The sequence below is a fragment of the Nostoc sp. genome, assembly GCF_036917195.1.
In the GTDB taxonomy this organism is placed as follows: Bacteria; Cyanobacteriota; Cyanobacteriia; order Cyanobacteriales; family Nostocaceae; genus Nostoc.
The window spans coordinates 1-26,809 of the sequence record NZ_JBALDG010000082.1 but is presented as its reverse complement, the minus strand read 5'-3'; the positions used below and the strand labels follow the sequence as shown (position 1 = coordinate 26,809).

The 26,809-nt window shown below is 41.2% G+C and carries 19 protein-coding genes and 1 pseudogene; 8 read left to right on the top strand and 12 right to left on the bottom strand.

The window, feature by feature from the left end:
- Positions 1–422: 422 nt before the first annotated feature.
- A complete protein-coding gene (locus tag V7K40_RS29355) occupies positions 423–1,598 on the top strand; it encodes a patatin-like phospholipase family protein (RefSeq protein WP_334966039.1) in 1,176 nt (391 codons plus the stop codon).
- A 791-nt stretch (positions 1,599–2,389) separates the two neighbouring features.
- Here the strand turns inward: V7K40_RS29355 and tsaE are convergent.
- Positions 2,390–2,845 (bottom strand): tRNA (adenosine(37)-N6)-threonylcarbamoyltransferase complex ATPase subunit type 1 TsaE, encoded by a 456-nt coding sequence (gene tsaE / locus V7K40_RS29350; RefSeq protein ID WP_334966037.1) that lies wholly within the window; start codon positions 2,843–2,845, stop codon positions 2,390–2,392.
- 100 nt (positions 2,846–2,945) lie between these two features.
- The gene (locus V7K40_RS29345; RefSeq protein ID WP_334966035.1) at positions 2,946–4,316 is read right to left on the bottom strand and encodes a gluconeogenesis factor YvcK family protein; all 1,371 of its coding nucleotides are present in this window, start codon (positions 4,314–4,316) and stop codon (positions 2,946–2,948) included.
- Positions 4,317–4,490: 174 nt separating this feature from the next.
- On the opposite strand from V7K40_RS29345, the gene ruvC reads away from it, so the two are divergent.
- The gene (gene ruvC / locus V7K40_RS29340) at positions 4,491–4,982 is read left to right on the top strand and encodes a crossover junction endodeoxyribonuclease RuvC (RefSeq protein ID WP_334966033.1); all 492 of its coding nucleotides are present in this window, start codon (positions 4,491–4,493) and stop codon (positions 4,980–4,982) included.
- Between the two features lie 1,019 nt (positions 4,983–6,001).
- A complete protein-coding gene (locus tag V7K40_RS29335) occupies positions 6,002–8,314 on the top strand; it encodes an NACHT domain-containing NTPase (protein ID WP_334966031.1) in 2,313 nt (770 codons plus the stop codon).
- A 250-nt stretch (positions 8,315–8,564) separates the two neighbouring features.
- Here V7K40_RS29335 and V7K40_RS29330 read toward each other — a convergent pair whose 3' ends face one another.
- The 6 genes from V7K40_RS29330 to V7K40_RS29305 form a co-directional block, all read right to left on the bottom strand.
- Positions 8,565–8,774, bottom strand: coding sequence for a hypothetical protein (locus V7K40_RS29330; protein ID WP_334966029.1), 210 nt, complete (start codon positions 8,772–8,774; stop codon positions 8,565–8,567).
- A gap of 456 nt (positions 8,775–9,230) precedes the next feature.
- A complete protein-coding gene (locus V7K40_RS29325) occupies positions 9,231–13,460 on the bottom strand; it encodes a chemotaxis protein CheB (protein ID WP_334966027.1) in 4,230 nt (1,409 codons plus the stop codon).
- An 893-nt stretch (positions 13,461–14,353) separates the two neighbouring features.
- Positions 14,354–14,638 carry a hypothetical protein gene (locus tag V7K40_RS29320; RefSeq protein ID WP_334966025.1) on the bottom strand — a complete coding sequence of 95 codons (285 nt, stop codon included), beginning with the start codon at positions 14,636–14,638 and terminating at the stop codon, positions 14,354–14,356.
- Between the two features lie 39 nt (positions 14,639–14,677).
- On the bottom strand, positions 14,678–15,118 hold the full coding sequence (locus tag V7K40_RS29315) for a response regulator (protein ID WP_334966023.1): 441 nt from the start codon (positions 15,116–15,118) through the stop codon (positions 14,678–14,680).
- Positions 15,118–15,291 carry a fasciclin domain-containing protein gene (locus tag V7K40_RS29310; RefSeq protein ID WP_334966081.1) on the bottom strand — a complete coding sequence of 58 codons (174 nt, stop codon included), beginning with the start codon at positions 15,289–15,291 and terminating at the stop codon, positions 15,118–15,120. The genes V7K40_RS29315 and V7K40_RS29310 overlap by 1 nt, the downstream gene beginning before the upstream one ends.
- Positions 15,292–15,946: 655 nt before the next feature.
- On the bottom strand, positions 15,947–16,975 hold the full coding sequence (locus tag V7K40_RS29305; protein ID WP_334966021.1) for a LacI family DNA-binding transcriptional regulator: 1,029 nt from the start codon (positions 16,973–16,975) through the stop codon (positions 15,947–15,949).
- Between the two features lie 257 nt (positions 16,976–17,232).
- Between V7K40_RS29305 and V7K40_RS29300 the strand changes: the two genes are divergently transcribed.
- Positions 17,233–19,455 (top strand): FdhF/YdeP family oxidoreductase, encoded by a 2,223-nt coding sequence (locus V7K40_RS29300; protein WP_334966019.1) that lies wholly within the window; start codon positions 17,233–17,235, stop codon positions 19,453–19,455.
- A 185-nt stretch (positions 19,456–19,640) separates the two neighbouring features.
- On the opposite strand, the gene V7K40_RS29295 is transcribed toward V7K40_RS29300, so the two are convergent.
- Positions 19,641–20,090, bottom strand: a complete 450-nt coding sequence (locus V7K40_RS29295; protein WP_334966017.1) for an orange carotenoid protein N-terminal domain-containing protein — start codon at positions 20,088–20,090, stop codon at positions 19,641–19,643.
- Between the two features lie 659 nt (positions 20,091–20,749).
- On the opposite strand from V7K40_RS29295, the gene V7K40_RS29290 reads away from it, so the two are divergent.
- Positions 20,750–21,502 (top strand): Uma2 family endonuclease, encoded by a 753-nt coding sequence (locus V7K40_RS29290; RefSeq protein ID WP_334966015.1) that lies wholly within the window; start codon positions 20,750–20,752, stop codon positions 21,500–21,502.
- A gap of 155 nt (positions 21,503–21,657) precedes the next feature.
- On the opposite strand, the gene V7K40_RS29285 is transcribed toward V7K40_RS29290, so the two are convergent.
- Positions 21,658–23,148 (bottom strand): serine hydrolase domain-containing protein, encoded by a 1,491-nt coding sequence (locus V7K40_RS29285; RefSeq protein WP_334966013.1) that lies wholly within the window; start codon positions 23,146–23,148, stop codon positions 21,658–21,660.
- A gap of 59 nt (positions 23,149–23,207) precedes the next feature.
- On the opposite strand from V7K40_RS29285, the gene fdhD reads away from it, so the two are divergent.
- Complete coding sequence (gene fdhD / locus V7K40_RS29280; protein ID WP_334966011.1) at positions 23,208–24,077, top strand: formate dehydrogenase accessory sulfurtransferase FdhD; 870 nt, start codon at positions 23,208–23,210, stop codon at positions 24,075–24,077.
- 94 nt (positions 24,078–24,171) lie between these two features.
- Positions 24,172–25,365 (top strand): MFS transporter, encoded by a 1,194-nt coding sequence (locus V7K40_RS29275; RefSeq protein WP_334966009.1) that lies wholly within the window; start codon positions 24,172–24,174, stop codon positions 25,363–25,365.
- Positions 25,366–25,524: 159 nt separating this feature from the next.
- Here the strand turns inward: V7K40_RS29275 and V7K40_RS29270 are convergent, their stop codons facing one another.
- Both V7K40_RS29270 and V7K40_RS29265 read right to left on the bottom strand, forming a co-directional pair.
- A complete protein-coding gene (locus V7K40_RS29270; protein ID WP_334966007.1) occupies positions 25,525–25,668 on the bottom strand; it encodes a hypothetical protein in 144 nt (47 codons plus the stop codon).
- Between the two features lie 136 nt (positions 25,669–25,804).
- A complete protein-coding gene (locus V7K40_RS29265) occupies positions 25,805–26,380 on the bottom strand; it encodes a TMEM175 family protein (RefSeq protein ID WP_334966005.1) in 576 nt (191 codons plus the stop codon).
- A 218-nt stretch (positions 26,381–26,598) separates the two neighbouring features.
- Here V7K40_RS29265 and V7K40_RS29260 point away from each other — a divergent pair.
- A pseudogene (locus V7K40_RS29260) lies at positions 26,599–26,809 on the top strand (hypothetical protein); the annotation flags it as partial.

Here is a 26,809-nt window from a genome sequence, read left to right as displayed (position 1 = left end):
TTTAGTCCTAATTTTCTAAGTATTAAAGTGCTTACTATAAACCCTGAAAACTAGCTTGACAAAGTACTAAACCTTGCTTGATTAATTAACTTGTCGCTTTATCCGAAATTGCGACTTGAAACTTTGAATTTATTAGTGTCTTAGGTAAAAAACAGTTTCTGTACCCGCGGCCACTCTCAATACAGTTTAGATCAGAAGACCCCCACTTCCATTTACCCCCTCTCTAAAGAGTAAATGGAGAAAAATAGCCCCCTTTCCTTTGGAAAGCAGTGCATTGCAAAAGAATTCTGTCATAATCGAGAGTTCCTTCTTTTGTTGTACTTCAAAGGAGAATTCGCTATGAAAGTAACTGCGATAAGTTCGAGGAATCTTCGAGAGCTAAACAAGATAATGGAACCTAGAAATAATTAAGGAGAATTGCTATGTCCTTCAAAATTTTGGCTTTAGACGGTGGCGGTATTCGTGGAGTCATTACAGCACGAATACTTCAACAAGTAGAACAAGAAATAAGAAATCAGGGGAAAGGAAACTTTTTACACGAATACTTTGACCTGATTGCTGGCACTTCTACCGGTTCAATATTAGCAGGAGGGATTGCTATAGGGAAGGAGAGTGATGAACTGATTAAACTGTATAGAGATAGAGCTAAAGATATATTTCCGCCAGATAAAAAAGAGCGCTATAAAAACTTGCCATCCATCATCAAACCAATTCTTGATGTATTTTCAGCACCTAAATATTCTCATGATGGAATTATTAGTGCCCTCAAAGATGCGTATAAATCCACAAGAATAAAGGATATTGAAAAACCTATTATCTTGATTCTTGCTTACGATACGCTATATCGTAATACAACCTTTTTTACAAATTGTCATCCCGATCTAGGAGATAGATGGTACGATGACTGCTATTTATGGGAGATATGTACTGCTTCTGCCTCAGCTCCCACTTTTTTTCCACCATATAAATTAGAACCTGTAGATAAAGAAAAATTTGGTGATTGGGAATTCCCACACATTGATGGGGGAGTTTCCGCTAATAACCCCTCTCTTTCAGCTTTAAGTCTAGTTATGAGGATCAGTCAGTCTTCAGTCTCTCCAACAATTAAGCAAAAATATAAACTTGATAATCTGCGATTGGAAGATATTTCTATCCTTTCTATTGGCACAGGTCAAACTGGTGAACCATATCAATATGAGCAAATAAGCAAATGGAAAGGCTTAGACTGGGTAGAAAATATTTCTAATATCTTCATGGAACCTACATCTGAGATTGGTAGTACGATTTGCCGACAAATCATGGGTGGATACGATTCTAAACGTTACTTACGGCTTCAGTTTGACTTAAATGAGACATTTAAACCCAAGCCAAAAGAGACTTATAAAGATCCTCGGATTGTATTACCTCCAGAAGCTCGAAAAAACCGATTTACAGGCCAAAAAGTCACTGAAGAAATAGATAACGCTAGTTCGGAGATTATTCAGCAGTTAATAGATACTACATCTGCATTCATTGATAAAGGTCTTACGTACTATACCAGAGACGACTCCGGTTCTCAAGTGAAAAAGGCGATCGCTTCTTTCATTAGAGATAACTAGTGCATCCACGTAGGCATATTAACCTCAACTAATTTAGGATAAAATATCTCGTATTTCTACGATAATTATGTAGAAACACGAGATATTTTATTTTAATTGTTTTTGATGTCAGTGCTAATTACAGATGTGAACATAAAAATCATTTGCTAGTTAAACTTATTTAAAATAGTTTAAAAATTTCTCAAATAATTTCTTTATTTGTATATATTGGGAATCTAGCTTGGGAATACTAAGTGTAAGGAAAGTTAGACAAATTATACAGAACTTGATTGTTGTTTAACTTTTCTCTTTTAGCTTTCGCTGCTAAATAATCCAGATTGCTTCTCCGAATGACAGTAGGTAACTAATCTGGTTCAACCAAGCTGACTAAGTTCTGTAAAAACTCTCTAACCCAACAACAGTTTATTTACATTTGCTTGATTCATCCACCATCTATCTAAATCAGGTTTTAACTGCTGATTACAGCAATAAAACCACTAAATGCCAATCCGGAATATCTATCAATACTGTTCAGTTAAGAATCACTATAGATTCAATACTAAAAGAACCGGATTGTAATTCAACCTTGGATCTCTGTTTTTAGCTTTAACTGAACCTGATTGTAAAATATCTGCTGTTGAACAATTCTTTCGTTTATTTTTGGTCGAGATAACAATGTTAGTGATTTACAATGGTGAGCGCGGTAGTGGCAGATAGAACGAGTTGGCAGTTCTCCCTCGACTATTTGCAGAAATTTTCTAGTGTTGTGATCAAAAAAGTGAAATCCCCCGTATTTAAGTCGGGAGATGAGCTTAAATCGCGGCAATGACTTCGCTAATGGTACAATTGAATGGTATAAGTTCAACTTGACGTGTACCCTCATGCCCATAAGTCAAACTCACACTTAGATAACTATCTGGCTTGTAGGGTAATCGTTCCGCCCATTCAACTGCCACAATTCCTGGTATGACCTCAACACCTTCCCAGTAACTTTCTAAATTCAGGGCTGGAACTTCTTGTGGTTCTAAGCGATATAAATCTAGATGGTAAAGGGGGAGGCGTCCTTCCGTGTACTCATTAATCAGGGTAAAAGTGGGACTGACAATAGGTTCAGCGATTCCCAAACCCTTGCCAATACCTTGAACTAGGGTAGTTTTCCCAGCACCTAAATCACCTTCTAGTAAAATTACACTGCCAGGAGTTAGGGATTCACTGAGAGTAATACCTAAGCGTAGCATCGCCTCTGTATCTGCAAGAAAGATTTTCATAATTAGTCAAGAGTCAAGAGCAAAGCCGGAGACTTGCGTTCGTTCGTTGCCTCCGGTTAAGAGTCAAGAGCTAGCTCACTATGAACTTTGGACTATTAACTCATCTTCCATGATGAGCTCTACCGTACCACCGCAACAACACTTGTGCTAGTTTCTGTGGATTGTGACGGACAAAACCCGTTTCATCTTCATACAAAACATTAGCTGGAACAATCCTTCGCCCTAGCTGAGTTACGGCTTCTCTATCCAGGAAAACGGGATGGGAGTTTTGTTGGGCGTAGCGGATGAGTGATTGCTCTGAGGGGGATTTTTTATGTATTAGCACAGCATCGAATAGCCGTCTTTGCCCACAAGCAGCATCAATTGCTCTGATGTGATCGGCAACAGTGTAGCCTTCGGTTTCACCTGGTTGAGTCATTATATTGCAGATATAAATACGGGGGACATTTGTTTGAGCGATCGCATCGGCAATTTCTGGTACTAGTAAATTAGGAATCAGGCTAGTATAAAGACTACCTGGGCCAATAATGATGTAATCAGCTTCTTTAAGTGCCTTAATAGCTGCTGGGACTGCTGGGGGATTAGCTGGAATGCAGCCAATTTTGACAATTTTACCGCCAGCTTTGGGAATGCTAGACTCCCCATCAATGCGGCGACCATCGGCTAATTCTGCCCAGAGGCGAACATCACTGAGAGTTGCTGGTAGTACTTGTCCTCGTACCGCTAGCACTTTGGAACTGGCTGCAACTGCTTGTTCTAAATCTCCAGTAATATCGCTCATTGCCGTTAAAAACAAATTGCCAAAACTGTGACCTGTCAACCCATCTCCAGCCCGAAAGCGGTATTGAAACAATTCTGTTAATAACTTTTCTTCATCTGCTAGTGCAGCCAAACAATTGCGAATATCCCCTGGTGGTAGCACTCCAAATTCTTGACGCAACCGCCCAGAAGATCCACCATCATCGGCTACAGTCACAATAGCAGTAATATTAGCGCTGTAGGTTTTCAGTCCCCTCAACAACGTAGAAAGTCCCGTACCCCCACCAATTACCACTATTTTCGGGCCTCGGTACAATCGATGATGTGCCAGCAAGACATCGATAAGTTCTTCTCCGCCTTCTGCTCTGAGTACCTTAGTAATTGAGCTTACAGTGCGAGTTTGCCCCCAAAGCACTAACAGCAAGCCGCCAAGCAGCACCAAAGGCCCACTGATATAGTTGGGTAAGATGTTGGTGATTGCTCCCAGAAAATTCTTAAACAACTCGATCATCCAAAAAATTGGGGTCAGCTTAATCCAAATAGCTAACCCCAAACTCGTTAGCAGTACCCCCCCAACACTGATCAACAACCAACGTTTTACCGATAGTCCAGGGGATAACCATTTGAACCACTGATTAACCCGATAGGAAGTACGAGAGCGCGACTGCTTTTGCAGGGCGTTGAGGGCTTGTCTGAGAAAACCAATTGACATACCTGATTTGGAGCAGTGCTACAAACAATAATTAACAGAAAATGTACACCACTTGGTTTAAAACACCAGGCGTGGAACTATTATATTTGTCAATTCCTTTAGACTAAGAGCAAGTCGTGAAGATTGCCAGTATTCCTAGTTAAACAATACCCTAACTTGGTAAAAGTGAATTTAATGGAAAAACGAATTTTAGGATTAGATCCAGGACTGGCAACTTTAGGATTTGGGGTAATTACCTGCATACAAATTCCCAACAAAGTGCAAGAGACTACAGTAAATATGCTGGATTTTGGGGTGATCAAAACGTCAGCAGATGTAGAAATGGGACAGCGCCTATGTACCTTGTTTGATGATTTACATACCCTGATGGAGGAATTTCAACCAGATTTAGTAGCGATCGAGAAACTATTCTTCTATCGGATGTCAAGTACAATCCTAGTTGCACAGGCGCGGGGCGTACTCATTTTGGTGTTAGGGCAGCGTCGTCTTCCCTACGTAGAGTTTACTCCTGCTCAAATTAAGCAAGCTTTAACAGGCTATGGTAATGCTGATAAGTTAGATGTGCAAGAGGCGGTAGCGCGGGAGTTGGATTTAGATGAAATTCCCAAGCCTGATGATGCTGCGGATGCTTTAGCGGTAGCATTAACTGCTTGGTTTCAGGTGTAGGTGTATACACAAACAATAAAGTTCTTAAATGAACAATAAACTTTTTAAGTTAGAATACATTCGTCAAAATCAATTAGTGAGGGATTCAGACTCGACACTGATTGTTTTGCACCAAATTTTAAATTTGGTATGGTGTTTCACCGTTTATTCAGCGTTCAACTGACTTGTACCGAGCACTTGTCGTAAAGCCTGCGGTATAGCTACGCTTACGGCGCAGCCCAAGGTAGAGAAGTAGCGCTCATGCCGAAGTCCACCATTGGCACGGAATTTAATTTCTTATTCTGGCGACTAACGCATATATTCTTTGCTGTTAATAAAGATTTTATTTAATAAGTAGACTTGACAAGAAAACGCTATAACCATTGAAATAAATAAAAATTATTATGCTTTAAATGCGTTTGCTTTAATAATGCATTTGAGAGCCAATGATGTTTAAAAAGCCAGTTAGCAATACAATAAAATCACTTGAGAATCTCAGCCTCATGTCGGCAAGGAAAGCTCTAAATCACAAGCTTGAGTTAAGTTATTTAAAGATTAATTATAACAAGCTATAGAACTCATATTTGATTTTTAAAATACATGTAGAGTGTGAAAGCGTTGCGTAACGCACCGTCCGAAGGCTTTGGTGCGTTACGGACTCCGTACTAACGCACCCTACATACACTTAAATTTTTTCAAAAATAAAATCGAATTGCTATAGCTCTATACACAAGTATATTCAAGCGTATACAAGTGGTACAATAATTATGAGTACTCAATCGTAGAGAAATTTTAGACCTGCCACCGCGCTAGAGCTACTAAATATACAAAAACTTTCTCCTACAGAAAATACTAAGTTATGAAAAATACTACAATTTGAAATTATACTGATAAGAATAATATTACAGGATATTAGCTGAATATGCTTTAAATAATTCATTAGCATTTAAAAATAGCTGATTTAATTTCTAAATAGTTCCGAAACGACATGTTGCAATAATGTCAAAGGGGAGAATTTTATTTGATATGTGTAAGCTATTATGGTCAAGCGATCGCTCCAGGGATCAGTAACTGGGATTCAAGAAGCCAAAAAAGCGTTTGCTCATAAGGGGTGGACACAAGACAATTTGGCTTTTGAAGTCAACTTAAAGACTCGTCAACCAATTTGGCGGTTCTTTACTGGGCGTCCGGTTGAGCGTCATATCTTTATAGAAATTTGTTCGGTGTTGTCGTTGAACTGGCGGGAGATTGCGGCTAATCCTCCAGAAGAATTTCCGGAATCAAAAGAACTTGGTGCTGAATTTTTAGATATTGATGGTTTAGTACAACAAGTGCGATCGCAACGCTTTGAGAAAATTGAAGACCAGTGGGGCACTTTGCAGTTATTAGATATTAGTCGCCCTGTTAAAATCGACGACATTTACATCAATGTTAACATTTTGGAGGAGATTGCCAGCCTTCAGTGGTTAGAGTTTGCTGACTTGCAAAATTTTACCTCAAGAGAATTTGATCGCTTTGGCTTAGGTGAGGTATCCCAGACACAAATCGCGGGGATTAGCGCAGTTGAAACTTATTCAAAGCTGCGGGTGTTGGGAAAACCAGGAGTAGGTAAAACTACCTTTTTGCAATATCTAGCGATTCAATGCAACCGAGGTAAATTTGCCGCAAATCGGGTTGCCATTTTTATCACTTTAAGGGATTTTGCAGACGAATCTACAGAAGCAGGGGAGTTCCATTTACTCAACTATATTTGCAAGGAATTCCTCACCTCTGGGATTTCAGATGCATCTGTGGTTGAAACTTTGTTCTTGGAAGGCAGAGTGTTACTGTTGCTGGATGGATTAGATGAAGTACTCGATCAACAGAGCAACGCTGTCGTCAACGAGATTCGCAGACTCTCTGAAAAGTACCAAAAGAATATGTTTGTCGTGACTTGCCGCACGGGGGCTAAAGCTTCCAGCCTCAGACGCTTCACAGATGTCGAAATTGCCCCATTTACCTCTGAGCAAATTGTTGCCTTTGCTCATAAGTGGTTTACAAGACTCACAAAAACGAATGAACACCAGGGGCAAGAACAGGCAGTTGAGTTTATTGAGAAACTAGATTTGCCCGAAAACTTACAATTTCAAAGACTTGTCGTCAACCCTTTATTTTTGCACCTCGCTTGCTGGGTTTTTGATCAGCAGAACAAATTCCCAACCCAAAAAGCTGCGTTTTATAAGCAATGTTTAGACCTTTTGCTGATCAAATGGGACGAAACTAAAGCAATTGAGCGGGATGAAGTGTACCAAGGTTTTTTATTACCACAAAAGCTGAAGTTGCTAAGTCAAATTGCTAGCGCTACATTTGAGCAGGGTAATTACTTTTTTGAACAACGCATTGTTGAGCAATACATTAGCGACTATATCCGTGATTTGCCGAATGCTTCGACAGAACCAGAGGAATTGCAATTAGATAGTGAAAGCGTACTTAAAGCAATAGAGTTGCAACATGGATTACTGACAGAACGAGTGCGGGGGATTTTTTCCTTCTCTTATTTGACATTTCAAGAATACCTGACTGCTCGACAAATCGTTGCCAGTCATAATTTACAAGCATTAGAACAACCCTTAGAACGTCTGGTGAGTCATATTACTGAACCCCGGTGGCGTGAAATCTTTTTGTTAACAGTTGCCATGCTGCGGAGTGCAGATTTCTTGGTACAGCTGATGAAGCAACAAATTGATGCGCTAGTGGCTGAAGATCCATATTTGCAAAAATTTTTAACTTGGGCAAGCCAAAAGTCCCTTGTTGCTCCCCCCCAGCCTGCTACAATTCGCGCATTTTACCTTGCCCTGGCTAGGACTCCTCACCTTATTACCCCACCCTTTGCTCTTGCCTGCATCCTTGATCAGGGTATTCTTTTGGATGCGGCATTGGACAAGCTAGTAATGGAATGCACTATTGACTGCAAATCTAATTTTGGCAATGCCCTAGCCTGCGACGATGCTTTGAGTAATGCTTTAGCGATTGTTCAAGATGCTGGCTTATATCAAGCTTTACAACAACTTCAAGACCTACTCCCAGATGCAGAACAAAGTAAAGAAAGGTTTCAGACATGGTGGCAAATAAGTTTCCCTGCCTGGATGGAGCAGTTAAAGGCGACGATCGCCAAGCATCGAAACATTGAGTATCACTGGCACTTCAGCCCTGAGCAACAGCAAGTATTGCAACAATATTACTATGCCAATCAGTTGCTTATCGATTGCCTCAATAGCAACTGTGAGGTAACAGACGTTGTGCGCCAGGAGATTAAAGCTAGTTTATTCTTGCCGATAAAAGAACTCTCCGAGCGAGAATGGCAGGGATTATGATCCCAAGTTGCGATTTAATTTATAGTTGCAAAAAGGCGTAGAATAGGTTAGATTCCATCAATAAAAATGGCAACCCGACTACGGGTTTCAAAAGCTTGCTCCGGCGAAAATATATTTTCAGATTTCTTGATCGGGCCTAACACAGTTTGTATCCCTTACATTTGTTGAGTGTTTGTATTTACATCAACCCTGTACTAAGTCAGCTAGCGGATGAGAGAAATACTAGGCTGTAGTCTTGTCAAAGACGTACTTATGTACTGGATAAATCTGCCTCCGTAAGGAGTATCATCGTTTCTGCACCAACTCTGCCAAAGTCAGGCTCTAGCCCTAATGCCATCTCAATCAGATACGTCCATGTGCCAGATTCAGGTGTGTAGCTTCGTACAATCCCTTCTCCACCAACAAAGCTCACCAATTGGGAATTGCAAAACTTAGGCAGCTTCATGAAGGTTGCAGTCATGCTTTTGATTCCTCAATTCATAGTTGATACTTTCTGTTTTAGTAGAAAAAATAAAATATGTTTTGTATCTTTTTAAGTAAAGATATCAAACATAATCTGTAACTTTGGAATGTTTTAGGTGCAGATTATACAATTTATACGTAATTTAAACCTTTATTCAAACATGACCTTTGACAGCAGTATCTCAGGCTAATTCTCAGCAACAGATTAATTGTAGAATCTGCCGTTATAACTCTTTTTGAAACATCCTCTTAGATAGTTCAACTGCCGACTATATCAACCAAATTCTCTGTTGTGACGTTAATCACACTCGGAAGATTGAAATCGTTGGGATTACAAATATTTCAAATTGGTACGATTGCTAGCGATCGCCTACTAATTAAAGATTTTCAGCCTCAGTTTGTCAACTGATTCAGTAGTACAATGATTCATCTACTGATCAGTCACTTTGCTAATTCATGAATCTGTAATTCGTCCACTCAATTTTGCAATCATCAATACCAATTCATTAAGGTCAATCGGTTTAGCCAAATGCATTTGAAACCCAGCATCAATTGCCATAAGCCGCTCTTGCTCGCTGACATAGGCAGTGATTGCCATTGCCGGAATTTGTCCCCCAGCTTCTGCCTGAAGCGCTCTCACCTGACGAATCAGAGAGTAACCATCCTCGAATGGCATCCCAATATCTGTTAGAAGTACATCATATCTGCCAGGAGATTCAGTCAAAGCAGCGATCGCTTCCCTTGTCGATGTAACAGCCACTACTTCAGCCCCGAAGCCATTTAACATCCACTGGATTAAGTCGCGGCTATCTGCTTGATCATCTACAGCCAAGATGCACAGCCCTTCAAGGGTAAGGGATGGATTTTTACCATCTAATGTATCCAAAGGCTCTGACAAAACATTCGGCTCTAAATAAGTTGGCGGTATAATCTCCGGTGGCATTGAGCGCAGAGGCAGCCTGACGGTGATCGTGGTTCCTTTTCCCTCGCCTGGACTTTGCGCTTGAACTGTTCCACCGTGAAGTTCTATAAGATGACGGACGATTGACAAGCCCAATCCAAGTCCTTGAGTTGCTTTGCTGCTGCTAGAATTTCCTTGGCGGAAACGCTCAAACACATAGGGCAGCAAGTCTGCCGAGATGCCAATTCCTGTGTCGCTGACTTGAATCTGGGCGTGAGTATCTACAGCTTCGAGTATAATTCCCACTCGCCCATCGGCTGGAGTGAACTTAATCGCGTTAGTAAGTAAATTCCATATAACTTGCTGTAAGCGATTAAAATCTCCGACAACCGTCGCCGAGTTCAACTGGGAAACAATTTGAATGGTTTTCGCCTCTGCGGACAATTGGACAGACTCAATCGCGGCATTTATTACTGAAACTAGATCAACTAGACGAGTGTTTAAATGAAGCTTTCCACTGGTAATCCGTGAAACATCTAGCATATCATCAATTAACTGAGCTTGCACCCTAGCACTCCGCTCCACCACTTCCCACGCACGAGTGACTGCTGAAGAATCGAAATCACGGGTGCGGAAGAGTTGCGCCCAACCCAGTATAGTATTGAGCGGGTTACGAAGTTCATGGGAGAGGTTCGACAGGAATTCATCTTTAGCTTGGTTGGCGATTTGGGCCTGTTGACGGGCTGACTGCTCTTGTGCTAATAGCTCGGATCGCTCTAACTCAAACTGCTTGCGCTCGGTGATATCTTCAATCGCCAGCAAAATCATTTGAGCATCTCCCTGTTGAATAATTTTCCAACCATTGAGCAGTATGGTTTTCTGCCCAATCTGCTCAAAAACATGCTCTATCTCCAAGTTGTGAATAGTAGTATTGTTGGCGAGAACGTCTTCTAAGAGCGATCGCAGTCCGGGCAGGTTCCACTGACCGTTGCCTAGTTCAAAAATCAGAGATTGCGCTGTCTGTGATGGTAAAACCTGAAACGTTTCATAAAACGAGCGATTGGCTTTGTTCACCCGCAAATCAGAATCAAGCACGATTAACGGTACTTGTACCGTCTCTACAATCGCTTCAGCGTAATTCCGGGCTTCTTCTAATCTCGCTGCACTGCGTTTGAGAACATCAATATCTATTAATACCAACACTACACCGTCAATCTGGTTTTCTATGGTGCGATAAGGACGGATGCGGAGGTTATACCAATGTCCCCCTTGGGTTTTGACTTCTAATTCTTTGATGCTGAGTGTGTCAAGTACTTCCAAAATTAGAGGTTCTAAGTCAGGAATATCAAGATTCGTTCTGATGTCGCTCAAAGGTCGTCCAGCATCAGCGGGAATGAAATTGAAAAGCCGCTTCGCCATTGGCGTGAAACGTCGAATGCGTAAGTCCGAAGTCAACATCAAAATTGGGATATTGATACTGGCCAGCAAATTCGTCAGATCGTTGTTGACTTGGTGTAATTCCAGATTTCGAGAGCGAAGTTCTTCATTGGTTGTGTTAAGTTCTTCGTTGGTTGCCTGAATTTCTTCTTTGGCAGTTTCTAGTTCCTCATTGGTGCTTTGCAATTCTTCATTACTGGAGAGGATTTCTTCATTAGCAACTTTCAGGTCTTGATTGATGTGCTCTTGCTCTTGGATTACCGCTTGCAGATATTCTTGAGTCGCAGCCCGCTCTTGGTTTGCCTTTGCGAGTTCCTCCCTGAGCTCAACAATCTCACGCTCTAGGTCTAGCTGCTCTTGGTTTCCAAAATTAAAAGAGCTGAGGTTGTTAACCAGGGGTGGGGCTTCTTCAAATAAAACCAGAAAGTAGAGTTCTTCATCAGTCCCAGGCTTGAATGGAATTACCTCAAGATTAATGATTTTTGATTGAGCGCTCTCTTCAATCCGTAACCTTTCCTTTCTAACTAGAATCTTTTGCCGTTGTGCCTGATAAATTGTGGCGCGTAGATCGACGAGCAAGCCAGAGCGCACCATTTGGAATAAGTTGACACTCGGTTTTCCAGGTGCCAGTTTGAGGTAGAGATCGATTTCTCCCCGAAATTGCAGCACCTCCATCTTGTCGTTGATCACCACACCCACTGGGGCATAGTGACTCAAGATCAGTTGGTCAATTTTTTTCTCTAAGTCAAACTCATCCGAGATATTTTCATTTTGAGGCTTAGGTTCGTCCAGTTTTGCGATCGGATAGTTGCTGGTAACAAAAGAAAAAATTGGACGAATTGCGGTTAGCTTCTTGGCATAGATTTTATACTTTTTGTCAACTAAAGTAAACAACTCCGAAAATTTACCTGTGCTTTCTGAAGTCCCTAGCAGCAGAAAGCCAGTTGGGTTGAGACTGTAATGAAAGATGGGCAGTATCCGTTTTTGCAACGTTTCGTCCAAGTAAATCAGTACATTGCGACAGCTAATAAAATCTAAGTTGGAAAAAGGGGGGTCACTACCCAAATCTTGGCGGGCAAACACACACAGTTCGCGGACAGCTTTGTTAATTTGATATGCACCGCCCTCAATCGCATTAAAAAATCTGCGACGACGCTCTGGTGACACTTCCACCATTTGATTTTCTACATAAATGCCGGATCTGGCTTTTTCAATTGCCATCTCGCTGATGTCTGTGGCAAAAATCTGGATCGGCGGCGGGCTTACTTTTTCCGATAAAAATTCCAGCAAGCAGATAGCGATCGAAAAGACTTCCTCGCCTGTGGAACACCCTGCCACCCAAATCCGAATTGGAAACTCTACCGACTTGGAGAGCATGATACTGGGAAAAACTTGCTCTTTCAACAGTTGAAATGCTTCGGGGTCGCGGAAAAAATAGGTGACGTGGATCAGAATTTCTTCATAGAGCGCCTTGACTTCAGCCGGATTCTGTTGCAAATACTGGGTATAATCTTCCAACTGCTCTAGTTTATACAACAGCATTCGCCGCTGAATTCGGCGAGCGAGGGTGTTGGGCTTATAGTGGCTGAAGTCAACGCCACTTGCTGATCGCAATAACGTAAAAATAATCGCCAGGGCATCTTCTTGTTCGGGCAATTTATCAACCGCGATCAGCGGCTGTGAGTCAGAAATCAAAAGATTGCGACTGAGGTTGGCTAGTTCCTCGGCAATTTTTTGAGGCGGCAGCACAAAATCGACATTCCCTGTGGCAACAGCAGTACTAGGCATACCATCGAATCTTGCCGTGTCTTCACACTGAGCAAAAGTCATGCCTCCGGCTGCCTTGATTGCCTTCAGCCCCAGTGAACCGTCTCCATCCATCCCTGATAAAACCACTGCGATCGCTTTGTGCCCTCGATTCGCTGCCAATGATGTAAAGAACGCATCAGCAGGCATATATTTCCCCTGAACCTTCTCTCGCGGCGTCAGTTGCAACACCCCACCAGACAAGATCATCTTAGTGTTAGGCGGAATAATGTAGACTTGGTTTGGTTCTACAGTCACCCCAGATTCCACTTCACTCACAGGCATTTGAGTTGCTCTCGCCAGAATCTCGCTCAACAGACTCTTGTGGTTAGGGTTTAAGTGCTGAATCAGCACAAATGCCATCCCTGTATCGGTAGACATATGCTCAAGTAACTGCGTAAATGCTTCTAATCCACCCGCAGAAGCGGCAATGCCAACGATGGGAAATAAAGCATCTGTATTATCTTGTTGATCTACGTCAAACGCTTCAGTAGCCATAGATTCAGAGACAGGTTGCTCAGAGGGCTGATCATAGGTCATAGAACGAAGTCTCGCACCGTAATGGTTTGGCAGCTAAGGTTTCTGATTTAAGTAATATTACTTGCTTTACTTGTAGTTATAAAATTTTAGAGTTTTACTATAAATTACATAAATTAAGGCTCATTCGAAGAATTAAGCTCTCAAATCACAGATAGTCCTTATTTTCGCCTTAGCATAAGCCTGATCAATATTAAATTCTTAAGCTGAGGCATTTACAAAGTGGTAAAATAATTAACTTGGAAAACACAGGTCGTTTATTTGTAAAGTATCAAGCAATTAGATAAACTAGCAAACCTTCTACAAGATAATATTATATTTTATTCCTACACCTTGTTTTTACTCTCTCAGCCCAAGTTGGGGAAATACAATAGATTAGCTGAGATATTGCCAAAGAATTCATATTTTAGCATAGACTGATTCTTATAAAGGTCTGCCCCAACTGTTGGAGACGCTACGCGAACGGGGAAGTCAAAAGTCACACATTCAAAAGTCAAAATTAAGAATCCCATAAATCAATTTAGCGCAAAGTCAGAGCGGCGGTTCCCGCCGATCTGAACTTTGCAAGAGAGGGGCTTGAGTCAAATTATGTAGTATTTCTTATACTACGTATCTCGAAATACATTTTTTTATTTTCCATAAATCAATTTAGCGCAAAGTCAGAGCGGCGGTTCCCGCCGATCTGAACTTTGTAAAAGAGGGGCTTGTACATTTTTATTTGTGGTCAAGTCGCTTCGCTCCAATTAAAAATAGTGTAAAAACTAAAGCATTGAAAAAATTGAAATAAGCATGGACAAAAATAAAGTTGCCACTCACTAAATTATTTACAAATAGCAGATAAAACAATTATTTTTAGGTTTTTAATATTTTTATAGTTAGCATTTAATAACTCCTTTTTAAAATAAAATACTTGAAAAATTTAGCACTTTTATATTTTTATTTAATATCCCTAGCAGATATACTATAAACAATTTATTTTTTAAAATCCACGTTGTTGCTAATAAATAAGAAACTAGAATAAATCCAATACCAATAATTCCGCTACTCAAAAGCAAAACTAATTGAGTTAAAACAGACTTTTTATAACTCTTACAATTAATTCTATCGTTTATCAAGTTCATTAAGAGCATTTCCAAAGTAATTATCCCCACCAATAAATAACCCATGTCATTACTTTTCAAAACTTAAACTCCTATATCTAAAATATTAATTAGAGCTAGTTAGCATGAGTGCGAATGAAGATTATTAGTAATTGCTAAAATGCCAAGTACAGCAACGAAATCATCAATAACTACGGGTTTAGCAAAGCATAAACTAAACCCAGCTAAAAGAGCATGTTCATACACATCTTCAGTTACAACGCTTGTCAGAGCGATCGCTGGTACTACTTTGCCTCGTTCTCCCAGAAGTGTTCTCACTTTGTGAATTAGAGCATAGCTATCCTCATTTGACGAGGAAATATCACTTAAGAGGACATCAGGTTGCCATTGCACAAATATTTTCAGAGCTTGCTCTCCTAAAAATGCCGCTTCCACTTTCATACCATAGGATTGCAACATCGGTGTGAACGAATTGCAGAAATTGACATCATTATCTACAAGCAGTACTCGTAACCCTTGAAGAAATGAAGGATTAGTAGTAAATCTATTATTTAAATACATCACAGTTCCAAAATTGAGATTTTTTTAAGCTTTGGAGTTTTCTTAAGCAGTACATTTATTGTGCTTGCTTGAAGTTCAATAAACGTCTTATCAGTAGGCACAAAAACGGTGAACGGGCTATTACCTTTGAAGATATCTACTCTTTTAGCAGCTTTGATTGCAGCAACTAAGATACTAAAGATATTACAGCGTATTTCAGGTAAATGAAGTACGCGGGTAGGGGCACAATATGTTGTGCTCCTACAATTATCTGTAGCTCACCAAGTTGCAATTTGCTGTATTTCATAGGCAGCATCGCCAAGCTCAACTATTTATTTGGCCTACTAAACATAATTTTTCTTAACAGTTTTTACTATAACATCCTCTTGTTAAAGCTCATGTTTGAATAAATGTTTTAATAGCGTATAAATTGTTTAATTTGTATAAATTCACCGATAAATATTATATAAAACATTTAAATTATTCCTATAGTCCTAATTACTTTCAACAATATTATGTCTAAGTAAATATAATTTTTCTACCCTTCAGTAGTAGATAAAACTATTTTTAATAATAAATATTTGGTTTATTTAAATGATCGCAGACCCTCTGATGAAATTTGCACCTGCAACTTTGCTTTCGAGGATGATATCAATTCCTCAAAAGCTGCATGTGACATATCAAAAATAGTAGCATCAGGAATATTACCGCCGGCCATGTTTACCAAGATGTCTATTTGACCCCAATACTGTAGGATAACACCTCTGGCTATTTCTAATTGGGAGCGATGATGAGCTTTCCTATGGTTACAAAAAAAACTACAGTTTTCAAGATAAACACGGTTTAAGATTAGTTTCTCAATGCTGCACTACTACCACGCTGTACTAGAAAAGGAGATAAAACGCGGTTTTCCACAGTTTTTTCTTCTAATAAATCGAGTAACATTTGCATGGCTATGCCACCAATTTCTAACATTGGCTGACTAACTGTTGTGAGTGCCGGTGTAACGTAACGGCCTAGAGCAATACCATCAAATCCGACCAAGCTTAAATTTCGCGGTACTAAAATACCTAGTTCTTGGCAAGTTAACAAAGCACCAATCGCCACCATATCGTTGTAACAAAAGATGCCTGTTACCTCAGCAGTCAATAGTTTAGATAGCATCTGTTGTCCAGTAGTAACATCACTTGTTCTTTGATCATATTCATCACTAATTGCAACCCAATCAGTATTTTGTGGTAGACCAGCTTCAGCAAGAGCCATTCGATATCCTTCTAGGCGCTGCTGGTTCGACCTGCTGCGATCGCTTACACCCAGATAACCAATAGCGGTATGTCCAAGACTTATTAGATGCTTTGTGGCTAATCTAGCACCTAAGCGATCGTCTATTGCCACTGAGTGAAATATTTCAGATTGATCTTCCGTCTGGCTATTAATCAGAACTGTTGGCACAGCAATTTGTGTTAATTGTTTGGTATGCTGTTTAGTAATTCGTGAGTCGGCTACTAATATCCCGTCCACTTGGCGGCGATGAAAACTATCAATAGCTGCTATTTCCTGCTCAAAATCTCGGTGTGAAGCACTTAACAAAACACTCAAACCTGCTGGTCTGGCTATCTTCTCGATTCCCTCTACTACCTCCGCGAAAAAGGGATCTGCGATTGAAGTTACTACTACACCAATGGTATTAGTGCGTTTATTTTGCAAGCTTTGAGCAATAGCATTCGGCACATAGTTCATCTCCTGCGCCAGTTGCTTAATTTCCTCTCGCACCTTAGGGCTAATTAGAGAGTTATCTCGCAAAGCGCGTGAAACTGTGGAATGAGAAACGCCTGCTCTACGAGCAATATCTTCAATTGAAATTCTTCGTTTATTCATTTTTTATCTGAGCTTATAATAATATATTGCACACGTGTGCAGCGTTATGTATATTATAGAAAATAATCGTTCTTTGATCAAGAAATTTTAATACAACTCAGATTTTGGATGGAAAGGAGTTAGAAGGAGCCAGCACGGTGAGCAGTGTGGTCTTCTCCCTTGGCGGCGAGTACCCAGATTTTTAAAATCATGCTACTTAAATGCTACTTAAAACGCTAGCCTAGTAGAATCACTTCCTCACTCACACTCTTTGCGTCATGTTGCCGAAACCCAAGAAATATTGGACACCCCAGCACTGGGCAAGTTGGAAGCCTTTCGGGATTGGCGAACAGTACCCCAACAACTATTGGGAGGTTTTTCGGGCAATCTGGCTGTCTCGTGACAAACTACCCTATGCGTGGAATATCCTCGATAAAGGTGTCTGCGATGGTTGCGCTCTCGGAACAACCGGGATGAAAGATTGGACTTTAGATGGCATCCATCTGTGCAATGTCCGGTTGCGGCTGTTGCGAATGAATACTATGCCAGCTTTTGACCCTATGCTAGTGGCGGATGTCTCGGAGTTAAAAAAGCAAAAAAGTGCCCAATTACGAGACTTGGGACGGCTTCCTTACCCAATGATTCGTCAACGAGGGGAAAAAGGCTTTCGCCGTGTTAGCTGGGATGAAGCTTTAGGGGTAATTAGCGATCGCATCCGCGCTACTACACCAGACCGTCTCAGTTTCTATATTACCAGTCGCGGTACTGTCAACGAAACTTATTATGCCACCCAAAAAGCTGTGCGGGCAATGGGAAGCAATAATGTTGATAACGCTGCCCGCATTTGTCATTCTCCCAGCACAGCGGGACTAAAAGCTGCTCTGGGTGCAGGGGCTACCACCTGTTCTTATAAAGACTGGATTGGTACTGATTTATTAGTCTTCATTGGCTCTAACGTTGCCAATAATCAGCCTGTTACCGTCAAATATCTCCATAACGCCAAGAAAGCTGGCACAAAAATTGTAGTTATTAATACTTATCGTGAGCCAGGAATGGAGCGCTACTGGGTGCCCTCAATTGTGGAAAGTGCCCTTTTCGGTACAAAGTTTGCCGAAGACTTCTTCTTAATTAACATGGGCGGGGATATAGCATTTTTAAATGGCACAATTAAACATATAATTGCCAACAACTGGGTAGACGAGTCATTTATTGATTTGTACACAGATGGCTTTGCGGAACTCAAAGCATCGTTAGAAAGCCAATCTTGGGAAGAATTAGAGCGGCTTTCTGGCACATCCCGCGAGGAAATGTACGCCTTTGCCAAAATGGTCAAAGAAGCGAATAAAGCCGTATTTGTCTGGAGTATGGGCATTACCCAGCATGAATGCGGTGAAGATAATGTGCGAAGTATCATCAACTTAGCCCTCACCAAAGGTTTTGTCGGTCGGGAAGGCTGCGGTTTAATGCCAATTCGCGGTCACTCTGGGGTGCAGGGTGGTGCAGAGATGGGATGTTATGCCACAGTATTTCCTGGTGGTAAACCTATCACCCCAGAAAATGCTGCCCAATTGAGTCAGCATTGGGGCTTTGAAGTGCCAGCAAGTAAAGGTTTAATTGCTCCAGAAATGATTAACGCCGCCCATCAAGGGCAATTAGATGTATTATTTTCTGTGGGCGGGAATTTCCTAGAAGTGCTGCCAGAACCGGATTATGTGGAAGCGGCGCTGAAGCAAATACCGTTGCGGGTACATATGGATATTATTCTCTCCAGCCAAATGTTAGTGGAACCTGCTGATACTGTGGTGCTTTTACCTGCGACGACTCGCTACGAAATACCAGGGGGAGTAACAGAAACTAACACCGAACGCCGGGTAATTTTCAGTCCAGAAATTCCGGGGCCGCGCATTGGGGAAACGCGTCCAGAGTGGGAAGTGTTTTTAGAATTGGCAAGGCGGGTAAAGCCAGATTTAGCAGATAAGCTGGCTTTTGCTGACACAGCTGCTATCCGTCAAGAAATAGCTCAAGTTGTCCCCCTATATGCCGGTATTCAACATTTACAGCAGGCTGGCGACCAGTTTCAGTATGGCGGGTCACATTTGTGCTTTGGTTGGAATTTCCCTACACCAGATGGGAAGGCACACTTTGGGGTATTATTGCCACGCCAAAGAGAATTACCAGAAGGTTATTTCCTAGTAGCAACGCGTCGAGGCAAACAATTTAATAGTATGGTGCAGGAACGCAAAGATGCAATTACTGGGGCAATGCGAGAGGCGGTGCTAATGAGTGCTGCTGATGCGGCCCAGTTGGGTTTAAAAGAGAGCGATCGCGTCATTCTTAAGAATGATTTAGGCGAGTTGTTCTGTCAAGTCTATATTGCGCCAATTCAGTCAGGAAACTTGCAAGTACATTGGCCAGAAGGGAATGTGCTACTAGATAAAAGTAAGCGATCGCTTGAAGGAGTTCCTGATTATAATGCGATCGTGCAGTTAGAAAAAATCTGAATCAAGTCTCATTTTCTCAGTTTTAACAAAATTACTTGCATTAAGACTACCGCAAAGATGAGCATCTCTGCGGTAGTTCTAAGTTAACAACTATTAAAGTAGAACAAAAACAGCCAGATTTAGCTTAATTTGTTACTTTCAGTTATCCTCAATTCTAGAAAGCTGTTGAAAGTTCCTGGACTTGACTAACCCATTCCTTGCACCACAGTCAGCATGAAATTAATCCGCTGCTCAAACTCTAGCTTCTTGATTGATGCGACAAATTCATCCGTTTCACCAGGTAGTTGATAGTCGGATGGAACTTGAATGATGGTTCCATTGTCCATACCTTGTGCTAGCAGCAACCAAACGTCTAATCTTGAATTGGCACTTAGAGCATTATAGGCTTGGCTGATCTCGTTAGCTGCACCATTAATAATGTCGCGTTGCCCTTGCAGTTGCTCTTCTTTAGACAAGTCCAGAAATTTGTCAAACACTGCTTTAGCGGGAACTTCTATCCTTTCAGGAGGTGCAGGCTGTAGCTGCTCTTTAAGATCCAAATAACCGAACCAAAGTAGGGCTAGCTGAGTGTCTACATCAAACTGTTTAAAACTTTCTAAAGCCGGTTTTGTTGCTTCATCAGCTGTGTAAGTCATAATAAACTCCAACTAAATTAAGACTATTTTGAATTTCCTGAGTTATTTACTGAAAAAACTTGCTTTCAGTACTTTCATATAACTTAACAAACGAATGAAGATGGATAATCCTACTTAGGGTATGAATAGGATTCACTACATAAGACAGATAGAGATAACTCAAATTGCTAGTTACAAAAATGCCTGCCTCAATGTATAGAAAAGCAAAGTAAAAGCTAATACTTTGCAATAGTTTTCATGTATTTAAACCACATCTGTCTAGGGACACAGCATTACTGTGCGCGTAGGGCGTAGTCTATTTACCTAAAAATAGCTGTAAGTAACGTAATGTTTGTGACTGTGAGGGTTTTAGTTATATTCAGATATGACCCTAATGTGATAAACTACTCTTCAAATTAAAAAATAGCAGTGATAATACTTAAAAATAAAAAGTGAGCGATCGCTTGCAGGTGTCCCTGATTATAATGCGATGTGCCTTTGGAAAAACTGTCAATAGTGTGTCTGTGCAGGGAAAATTTTTCATCTCTTTTAGCTGATCGCTTGAAGGAGTTGCTGATTATAATGCGATCGTGCGTCTGGAAAAACAAACCTAGATATTAAAACTTAAACTACTGCTACGGTAAGTTTATATCATCCATATCACCCTAAAACTTGCAGCCATGTCCGCCGCCAAAGATTTTGAATTCCCAAATGATGTAATATTTCCTCTAGGGGATTTATATAGTGACGAACCACCTTTGGAAAGTGAATTACATCTACGCCAAATAATTCTGCTATTACAATCTTTGGAATTGTGGTGGCGAAACCGCAATGACTTTTACGTTGCTGGTAATCTCACAATTTACTACAGTCAACGCCAGCGGAGGTCAGAAGAATTCCGGGGGCCAGATTTTTTTGTAGTGCTGGGATGTGAACGCAAAGTTCGTAAAAGTTGGGTTGTTTGGGAAGAAGACGGGAAATATCCCAACATAATTGTAGAGTTTCTCTCGGATTCTACAGCGGCAACTGACAAGGGTTTGAAAAAACAAATTTTTCAAGATATCTTTCGCACACCAGAATATTTTTGGTTCGATCCCAATAATTTAGAATTTGCTGGCTTTATCTTGATTGGCGGTACTTATGAACCGATAGAACCTAATCCTCAAGGATGGCTGTGGAGTCAGCAGTTAAATTTGTACTTGGGTGTTTATGAACATAAATTGCGCTATTTCACTGCGGAAGGAAATCTAATTCCCACACCTGAAGAAGTCGCCGAACAAGAAAAACAACGCGCCGAACAAGAAAAACAACGCGCCGAACAAGAAAAACAACGCGCCGAACAAGAAAAACAACGCGCTGAACAAGAAAAACAACGTGCTGAACGCCTAGCAGCCAAATTGCGAGAACTGAACATTGACCCAGAAAATTTATAATGCCAGCCCTACAAGCATAATTACAAATTAAGTAAGTCGGTGCAATAAAACCAAACTGTGTGAAGAAAAGTAAATAAGGCTCAAACTCTTTCTTCTCCTACTCCCTGCTCCCTATCCCCGTCTTATCCCAACAATAATTATTTACGCCGACCTACTCAGAATCGTTTATTCTCGACAACCTCTAGACCTGTCCTAGCTACTGATTTAATATCAACATTCTGATTGTTTAGCAGCACTATTATGGTGGTATTTTGATTAGGGAGATATGCAAGCAATGTTACAAAGCCATAAGCTGTACCACTATGCCCAATTGCTTTTGCCAGAGGAGATGAAAACCGTTCTAGACCCAACCCATAGCTATAGCCTTCGCCAGTATCTTTAAATTTCAGCATTTCTTTCATCATCTTCGAGGAAAGTAAGGTTTTTTTGACAAATAACGCTTTAGCGAACTTGGCTAAATCCTCTGCCGTTGAAACCAATCCACCATCTCCTAAACCATTGCCATCATTGACTTTGGCGTAGCTATCTAGCTTACCATCCTTATTGCGATCGCCATAACCTGTAGCTACTTCTCCGATTGTCGGTTCGCGCAATTCCGTGAAGGTATGTTTCAATCCTAATGGTTTTAAAATCTGACTGCGGATTGCTTGTGCAAGAGTTCCCTTAGTTATATTTTCAACGATCAGTTCCAAAAGAATATAGTTACAATCAGTATAAATAAATTTTTCCCCGGGATTTGCCTGCGGTCGTTCTTGGTACATATATTGAATAGCTTCTCTAGCTGTCCAAGGCTGTGAGCGACTTCTTTTCGCAGTAGCTTGAATAAACTTTTTTGTGTCTAGGTATTCAGCAACACCACTGGTGTGGTTGAGCAGTTGACGAACTGTAATTTTGTCGCTGTTGATAATATGAGGAGTGATGTCTCTTGGTAGGTAGGTTGCGATCGCCCGATTTAATTGTACCTTCCCTTGCTCTACTAATTTCAGCACAACCACTGCCAGAAAAGTTTTACTCATACTGGCAATGGCAAAACCATCTGTGGGTTTCATCCGGGTTTTAGTTGACAAGTTATTGACACCAGATGCTCCCAACCAAGAACCTTTAGGTGTACTAATATACATTACTGCACCGGGAATTTTCTGTTCTACAACTATCTCATTTAAAAGTGTCTGTAGTTGAGAGCTTTTTCCTACAGTGGAGGTAGATATGACATGTTTAGCAAGAGATTTTCCAACTACTCTCTGATTAATGTTATTCCCTACTAGGTATCCTGCAAAACTAAGGGAAATTACAAAGACTATTGCAAATAAAATTTTGCTGAAAGCCAAAAATTTTAGGTTCATTTTACTTCCTAAACAGAAACCTAGCTGATCTAGTACAACACGGCGGAAATAGCGCAAAGTCGAGCCAGCGCTGTAGACGGGTTTCCCGTCGCAGGCGACTGGCGTTGAGCGGCGGTTCCCGCCGTTGGCGCAGCCCGCCGCAGGCATCAGAACTTTGCAAGACGAGCAACCATTTAAAAACCCTAAAAAGCTCATTCCGTAATACTTTTGACTTTTGACTTTTGACTTTTGACTTCCGCCTTGCGGTACTAGCTCAACGGCACAAAGTAGTTGATGAGCATCAACCTGACATCTGATATACAAATAGCATTACTCTGTTTCTAGATTAGTATCAAAATTTCAATTCACCAACTCTGATAAATATGACGTCAACTAAAAGCAAAACTAAAGCCACTGTTTGGGTGATGGAAAAAGGTCAAGTACGGTCTCGTTTAGATCATCTTACTACTGAGGAACCTTTAGAAATTCGTCTTGCCCCTTTCCAGAAGACAGTAGCTGTAACCATGCGGACACCAGGGGCAGATTTTGAACTAGCTGCTGGTTTTCTCTACAGTGAAGGAGTTGTTAGCCGCAGGGAAGATATCCGACGAATTAGCTACTGCGTAGATGAATTGGTAGATGGTGAGCAGCGGCATAACATCGTAAATGTAGAATTGCGGGATGGTTTGATTCCAGATTTACAGCCTTTGGAGCGTCATTTCTACACTAGTAGCGCCTGTGGGGTGTGTGGTAAAGCTAGCCTTGAGGCTTTGCGTCTGCGCGGATGTCCAGTGATTCCTCCTGGGCCAACGGTAACACCTGAAATCATCTACAGCCTACCAGACAAGCTCCGGGCTGCTCAAGGTATCTTCACTGCTACAGGGGGTTTACACGCTGCGGCTACCTTCGATTTTCAAGGACAATTATTAAACCTGCGGGAGGATGTTGGGCGACACAATGCTTTGGATAAATTGATCGGTACAGCTTTGCTCAGTGACGATTTGCCTTTAAATAATTGTATTGTCCTGGTCAGCGGCCGCTCTAGTTTTGAGATTTTGCAAAAGTCTACAACTGCTGGAGTTCCCATTGTCTGTTCTGTTTCCGCTCCCAGTAGTTTAGCGGTGTCTGTCGCCAAAGAATTCGGGATTACCTTAATTGGATTCCTGCGCGGAGAACGGTTCAATATTTATACTGGTTTACAAAGAATAAACGCTGCACAGGAACACAGATTTAATAAAGAGCAAATTTCGTAGGGTGTGTTACTCCAGAGAGTACGACAGCGAAAGTATTGGGATGGTGCGTTATAGACGCTTCATGTTCTCGATTATTTATACACAGGGTAGTATCATGAATTCACCAAAAGATAACAGCCAATTTGAACGACACAGGCCAATTTATCTAGAGATAAACTTTCAGATTATTTGTGCAGTTGTACTAATTGCTGTTATCGGAGTTTCTAGCGTAACTCCGGCTTTTCCAAAGTTAGCAAAAGACTTAAATATCAACCCGAAAAATTTGGGTTTATTGATTACAGTATTTACATTACCATCTCTGATTTTAGGGCCGATTATTGGTGTCCTTGCCGATAGATGGGGTAGAAAGATGATTATTGTTCCTTCACTGGTTTTATTTGGCATAGCTGGTACAGCTTGCGCCTTCGCTCGTGATTTTAATTTATTGCTATGGTTGCGTTTGCTGCAAGGAATTGGTGCTGCTTCTTTGCTTTCTCTCAGTATCACCTTAATCGGCGATTTCTACACAGGAGACAGACGTAGTACCGCAATGGGTTACAATGCCAGTATCAGCAGCGTTGGTACATCAAGTTATCCAATAATAGGTGGCGCATTAGCAACAATGGGCTGGTATTATCCCTTCATGCTACCCATCTTAGCGATTCCTCTTGGGTTTTTGGTATTATTTGCACTGAAAAATCCAGAACCAAAAGGCGATCGCAACTTCAAAGAGTATTTGAGCAATGCAGTAAAAGTTCTGAAAAATCGTCGGCTATTTGGACTTTTTATTGCCAGTGCTGCTAACTTCGTTTTCCTTTATGGCGCTTACGTTACTTATTTACCCCAGCTAATTAACGATACCTTCAAAGCGCCGTCTACCATTATTGGATTACTACTTTCTAGTGTTTCTATAGCAATTACTATTACAGCTTCCCAATTAGGTAGATTAGCTAGAAGATTTCCCGCCACAAATTTAATTAGTGCATCTTATATTTTTTATGCTTTAGCTATGTTAATAGTTCCCTCTGTGTCAAATATTTGGTTATTATTAATTCCTAGTACAATTTTTGGCATTGGGCTTGGCATTGGTTTTCCTAGTATCCAAACACTGTTAGCAGATTTAGCACCAAGAGAATATTTGGCGACGATTATATCAGTAAACGGGACATTTTATGGATTAGGGCAAACATTAGGGCCATTGTTGATGGGCTATGCCTTTGGTTTTGGCGGAATTAGTAGCGTGTTTTATGCGGCGACTGGTTTTGCAGTTTTGATATTTTTTGTATTTCGCTATTGCACTTGTATGTGATTAGTTAACCCCATACATACTTAGGGGTAAACGTGCCAATTGGGGCAAATATAGGAATAAATCTGGTGAGCATTTTCCCTGAGCAGAATTTTCAATCAGGTTCAAGCATTTATGAAAATTCGTCTAAGTGGGTTGCTTGCGAGATTTCCGATGAGTGAACTAAGTTGAGAGAATTGGGTATTGATTGATCACAGCCAAATTAAGCGATCGCCCTCCTTGAGTGAGAAATAATATCAACTGTGATATTATTGCCCCAGCTAAATAAGCGATCGCTATTTGTAGGGAGGGCTTTTGAGCCAGCATTCACATTGCATGAGGTTGGGTTTGGGAGGGAAACCGGATAAGTTTCTCCTAAAAACGGAATTAGGGACATCCACAACAGTAGATGCAGATTTGCTCGAATCAGCTAACTGAAGGAAAGATAAAATAATCTTTTCCTCTAGGAAGTGAGAGTCTTCTCAATGCGACGGTCGGGGATAAGCCACATGAAGGCAACCAAAACGTACAATGCACAAGCAATCCATGAATTCACAAAAGCAAGTGGAATTGCTACAGCATAGAACACCACCGATATTTTTCCCTTGGAGTCTCCACCGACTGCGATCGCTAGAGCGGAATCCCTACCGTGGTGCAAAATGAGGGTGCGGGTAAGGATGAAGTAAGCGATCGCACTCAACAACAATACCGTACCATAAAAGGCAACTGGCATGGCGGCAAAGTTATTCTCGCCCATCCAGCCAGTGACGAAGGGGATTAGCGACAACCAAAACAGCAAATGCAGGTTAGCCCAAAGGATACGCCCATTAACCTGCCGGACTGCTTGTAGTAGATGATGGTGATTGTTCCAGTAAATACCGATATAAATAAAACTCAGTACATAGCTGAGAAATACTGGGATCAGCGGACGCAGCGCGGCTAAATCGAACCCATGCGGCACTTTGATTTCCAGCACCATAATGGTGATGATGATGGCAATCACCCCATCGCTGAATGCTTCTAACCTCCCTTTTCCCATGTCCGCACTCCTTTTCTGTTTACTCGAGAGTAAGTTGTGACACTCTGAACTTTATCGTACCAAGTAGCGGCTTGGCGAACATTCTACTGCCCTATGGGAAGCGGGAGCATCCCAATTTTGCTTAATTTTCCCTCACCCCCAGCCCCTCTCCCAAACATGGGCTACGGTGTACACACAAGTATGACCAGCATAGGTTTCAATTCTAGTTGTTTCGTGGGGTGCGTTATGGAGACGCCAAAATAACAAATGCGTTCGCCAAAATAACAAATGCGCTCGCCGAAATAACAAATGAGTTCGCCGAAATAACAAATGCGTTCGCCGAAATAACAAATGCGTTCGCCGAAATAACAAATGAGTTCGCCGAAATAACAAATGCGTTCGCCGAAATAACAAATGCGTTCGCCGAAATAACAAATGCGTTCGCCGAAA

What these genes read in the sequence shown, in the direction of transcription:
- V7K40_RS29265 (WP_334966005.1), bottom strand. Translation starts at nt 26,380, where the DNA reads ATGGGAAAAGGGAGGTTAGAAGCATTCAGCGATGGGGTGATTGCCATC.
- V7K40_RS29335 (WP_334966031.1), top strand. Translation starts at nt 6,002, where the DNA reads ATGGTCAAGCGATCGCTCCAGGGATCAGTAACTGGGATTCAAGAAGCC.
- fdhD (WP_334966011.1), top strand. Translation starts at nt 23,208, where the DNA reads ATGACGTCAACTAAAAGCAAAACTAAAGCCACTGTTTGGGTGATGGAA.
- V7K40_RS29290 (WP_334966015.1), top strand. Translation starts at nt 20,750, where the DNA reads ATGTCCGCCGCCAAAGATTTTGAATTCCCAAATGATGTAATATTTCCT.
- V7K40_RS29355 (WP_334966039.1), top strand. Translation starts at nt 423, where the DNA reads ATGTCCTTCAAAATTTTGGCTTTAGACGGTGGCGGTATTCGTGGAGTC.
- V7K40_RS29325 (WP_334966027.1), bottom strand. Translation starts at nt 13,460, where the DNA reads ATGACCTATGATCAGCCCTCTGAGCAACCTGTCTCTGAATCTATGGCT.
- V7K40_RS29345 (WP_334966035.1), bottom strand. Translation starts at nt 4,316, where the DNA reads ATGTCAATTGGTTTTCTCAGACAAGCCCTCAACGCCCTGCAAAAGCAG.
- V7K40_RS29315 (WP_334966023.1), bottom strand. Translation starts at nt 15,118, where the DNA reads ATGTATTTAAATAATAGATTTACTACTAATCCTTCATTTCTTCAAGGG.
- V7K40_RS29270 (WP_334966007.1), bottom strand. Translation starts at nt 25,668, where the DNA reads ATGCTGGCTCAAAAGCCCTCCCTACAAATAGCGATCGCTTATTTAGCT.
- tsaE (WP_334966037.1), bottom strand. Translation starts at nt 2,845, where the DNA reads ATGAAAATCTTTCTTGCAGATACAGAGGCGATGCTACGCTTAGGTATT.
- V7K40_RS29305 (WP_334966021.1), bottom strand. Translation starts at nt 16,975, where the DNA reads ATGAATAAACGAAGAATTTCAATTGAAGATATTGCTCGTAGAGCAGGC.
- ruvC (WP_334966033.1), top strand. Translation starts at nt 4,491, where the DNA reads ATGGAAAAACGAATTTTAGGATTAGATCCAGGACTGGCAACTTTAGGA.
- V7K40_RS29300 (WP_334966019.1), top strand. Translation starts at nt 17,233, where the DNA reads ATGTTGCCGAAACCCAAGAAATATTGGACACCCCAGCACTGGGCAAGT.
- V7K40_RS29275 (WP_334966009.1), top strand. Translation starts at nt 24,172, where the DNA reads ATGAATTCACCAAAAGATAACAGCCAATTTGAACGACACAGGCCAATT.
- V7K40_RS29295 (WP_334966017.1), bottom strand. Translation starts at nt 20,090, where the DNA reads ATGACTTACACAGCTGATGAAGCAACAAAACCGGCTTTAGAAAGTTTT.
- V7K40_RS29330 (WP_334966029.1), bottom strand. Translation starts at nt 8,774, where the DNA reads ATGACTGCAACCTTCATGAAGCTGCCTAAGTTTTGCAATTCCCAATTG.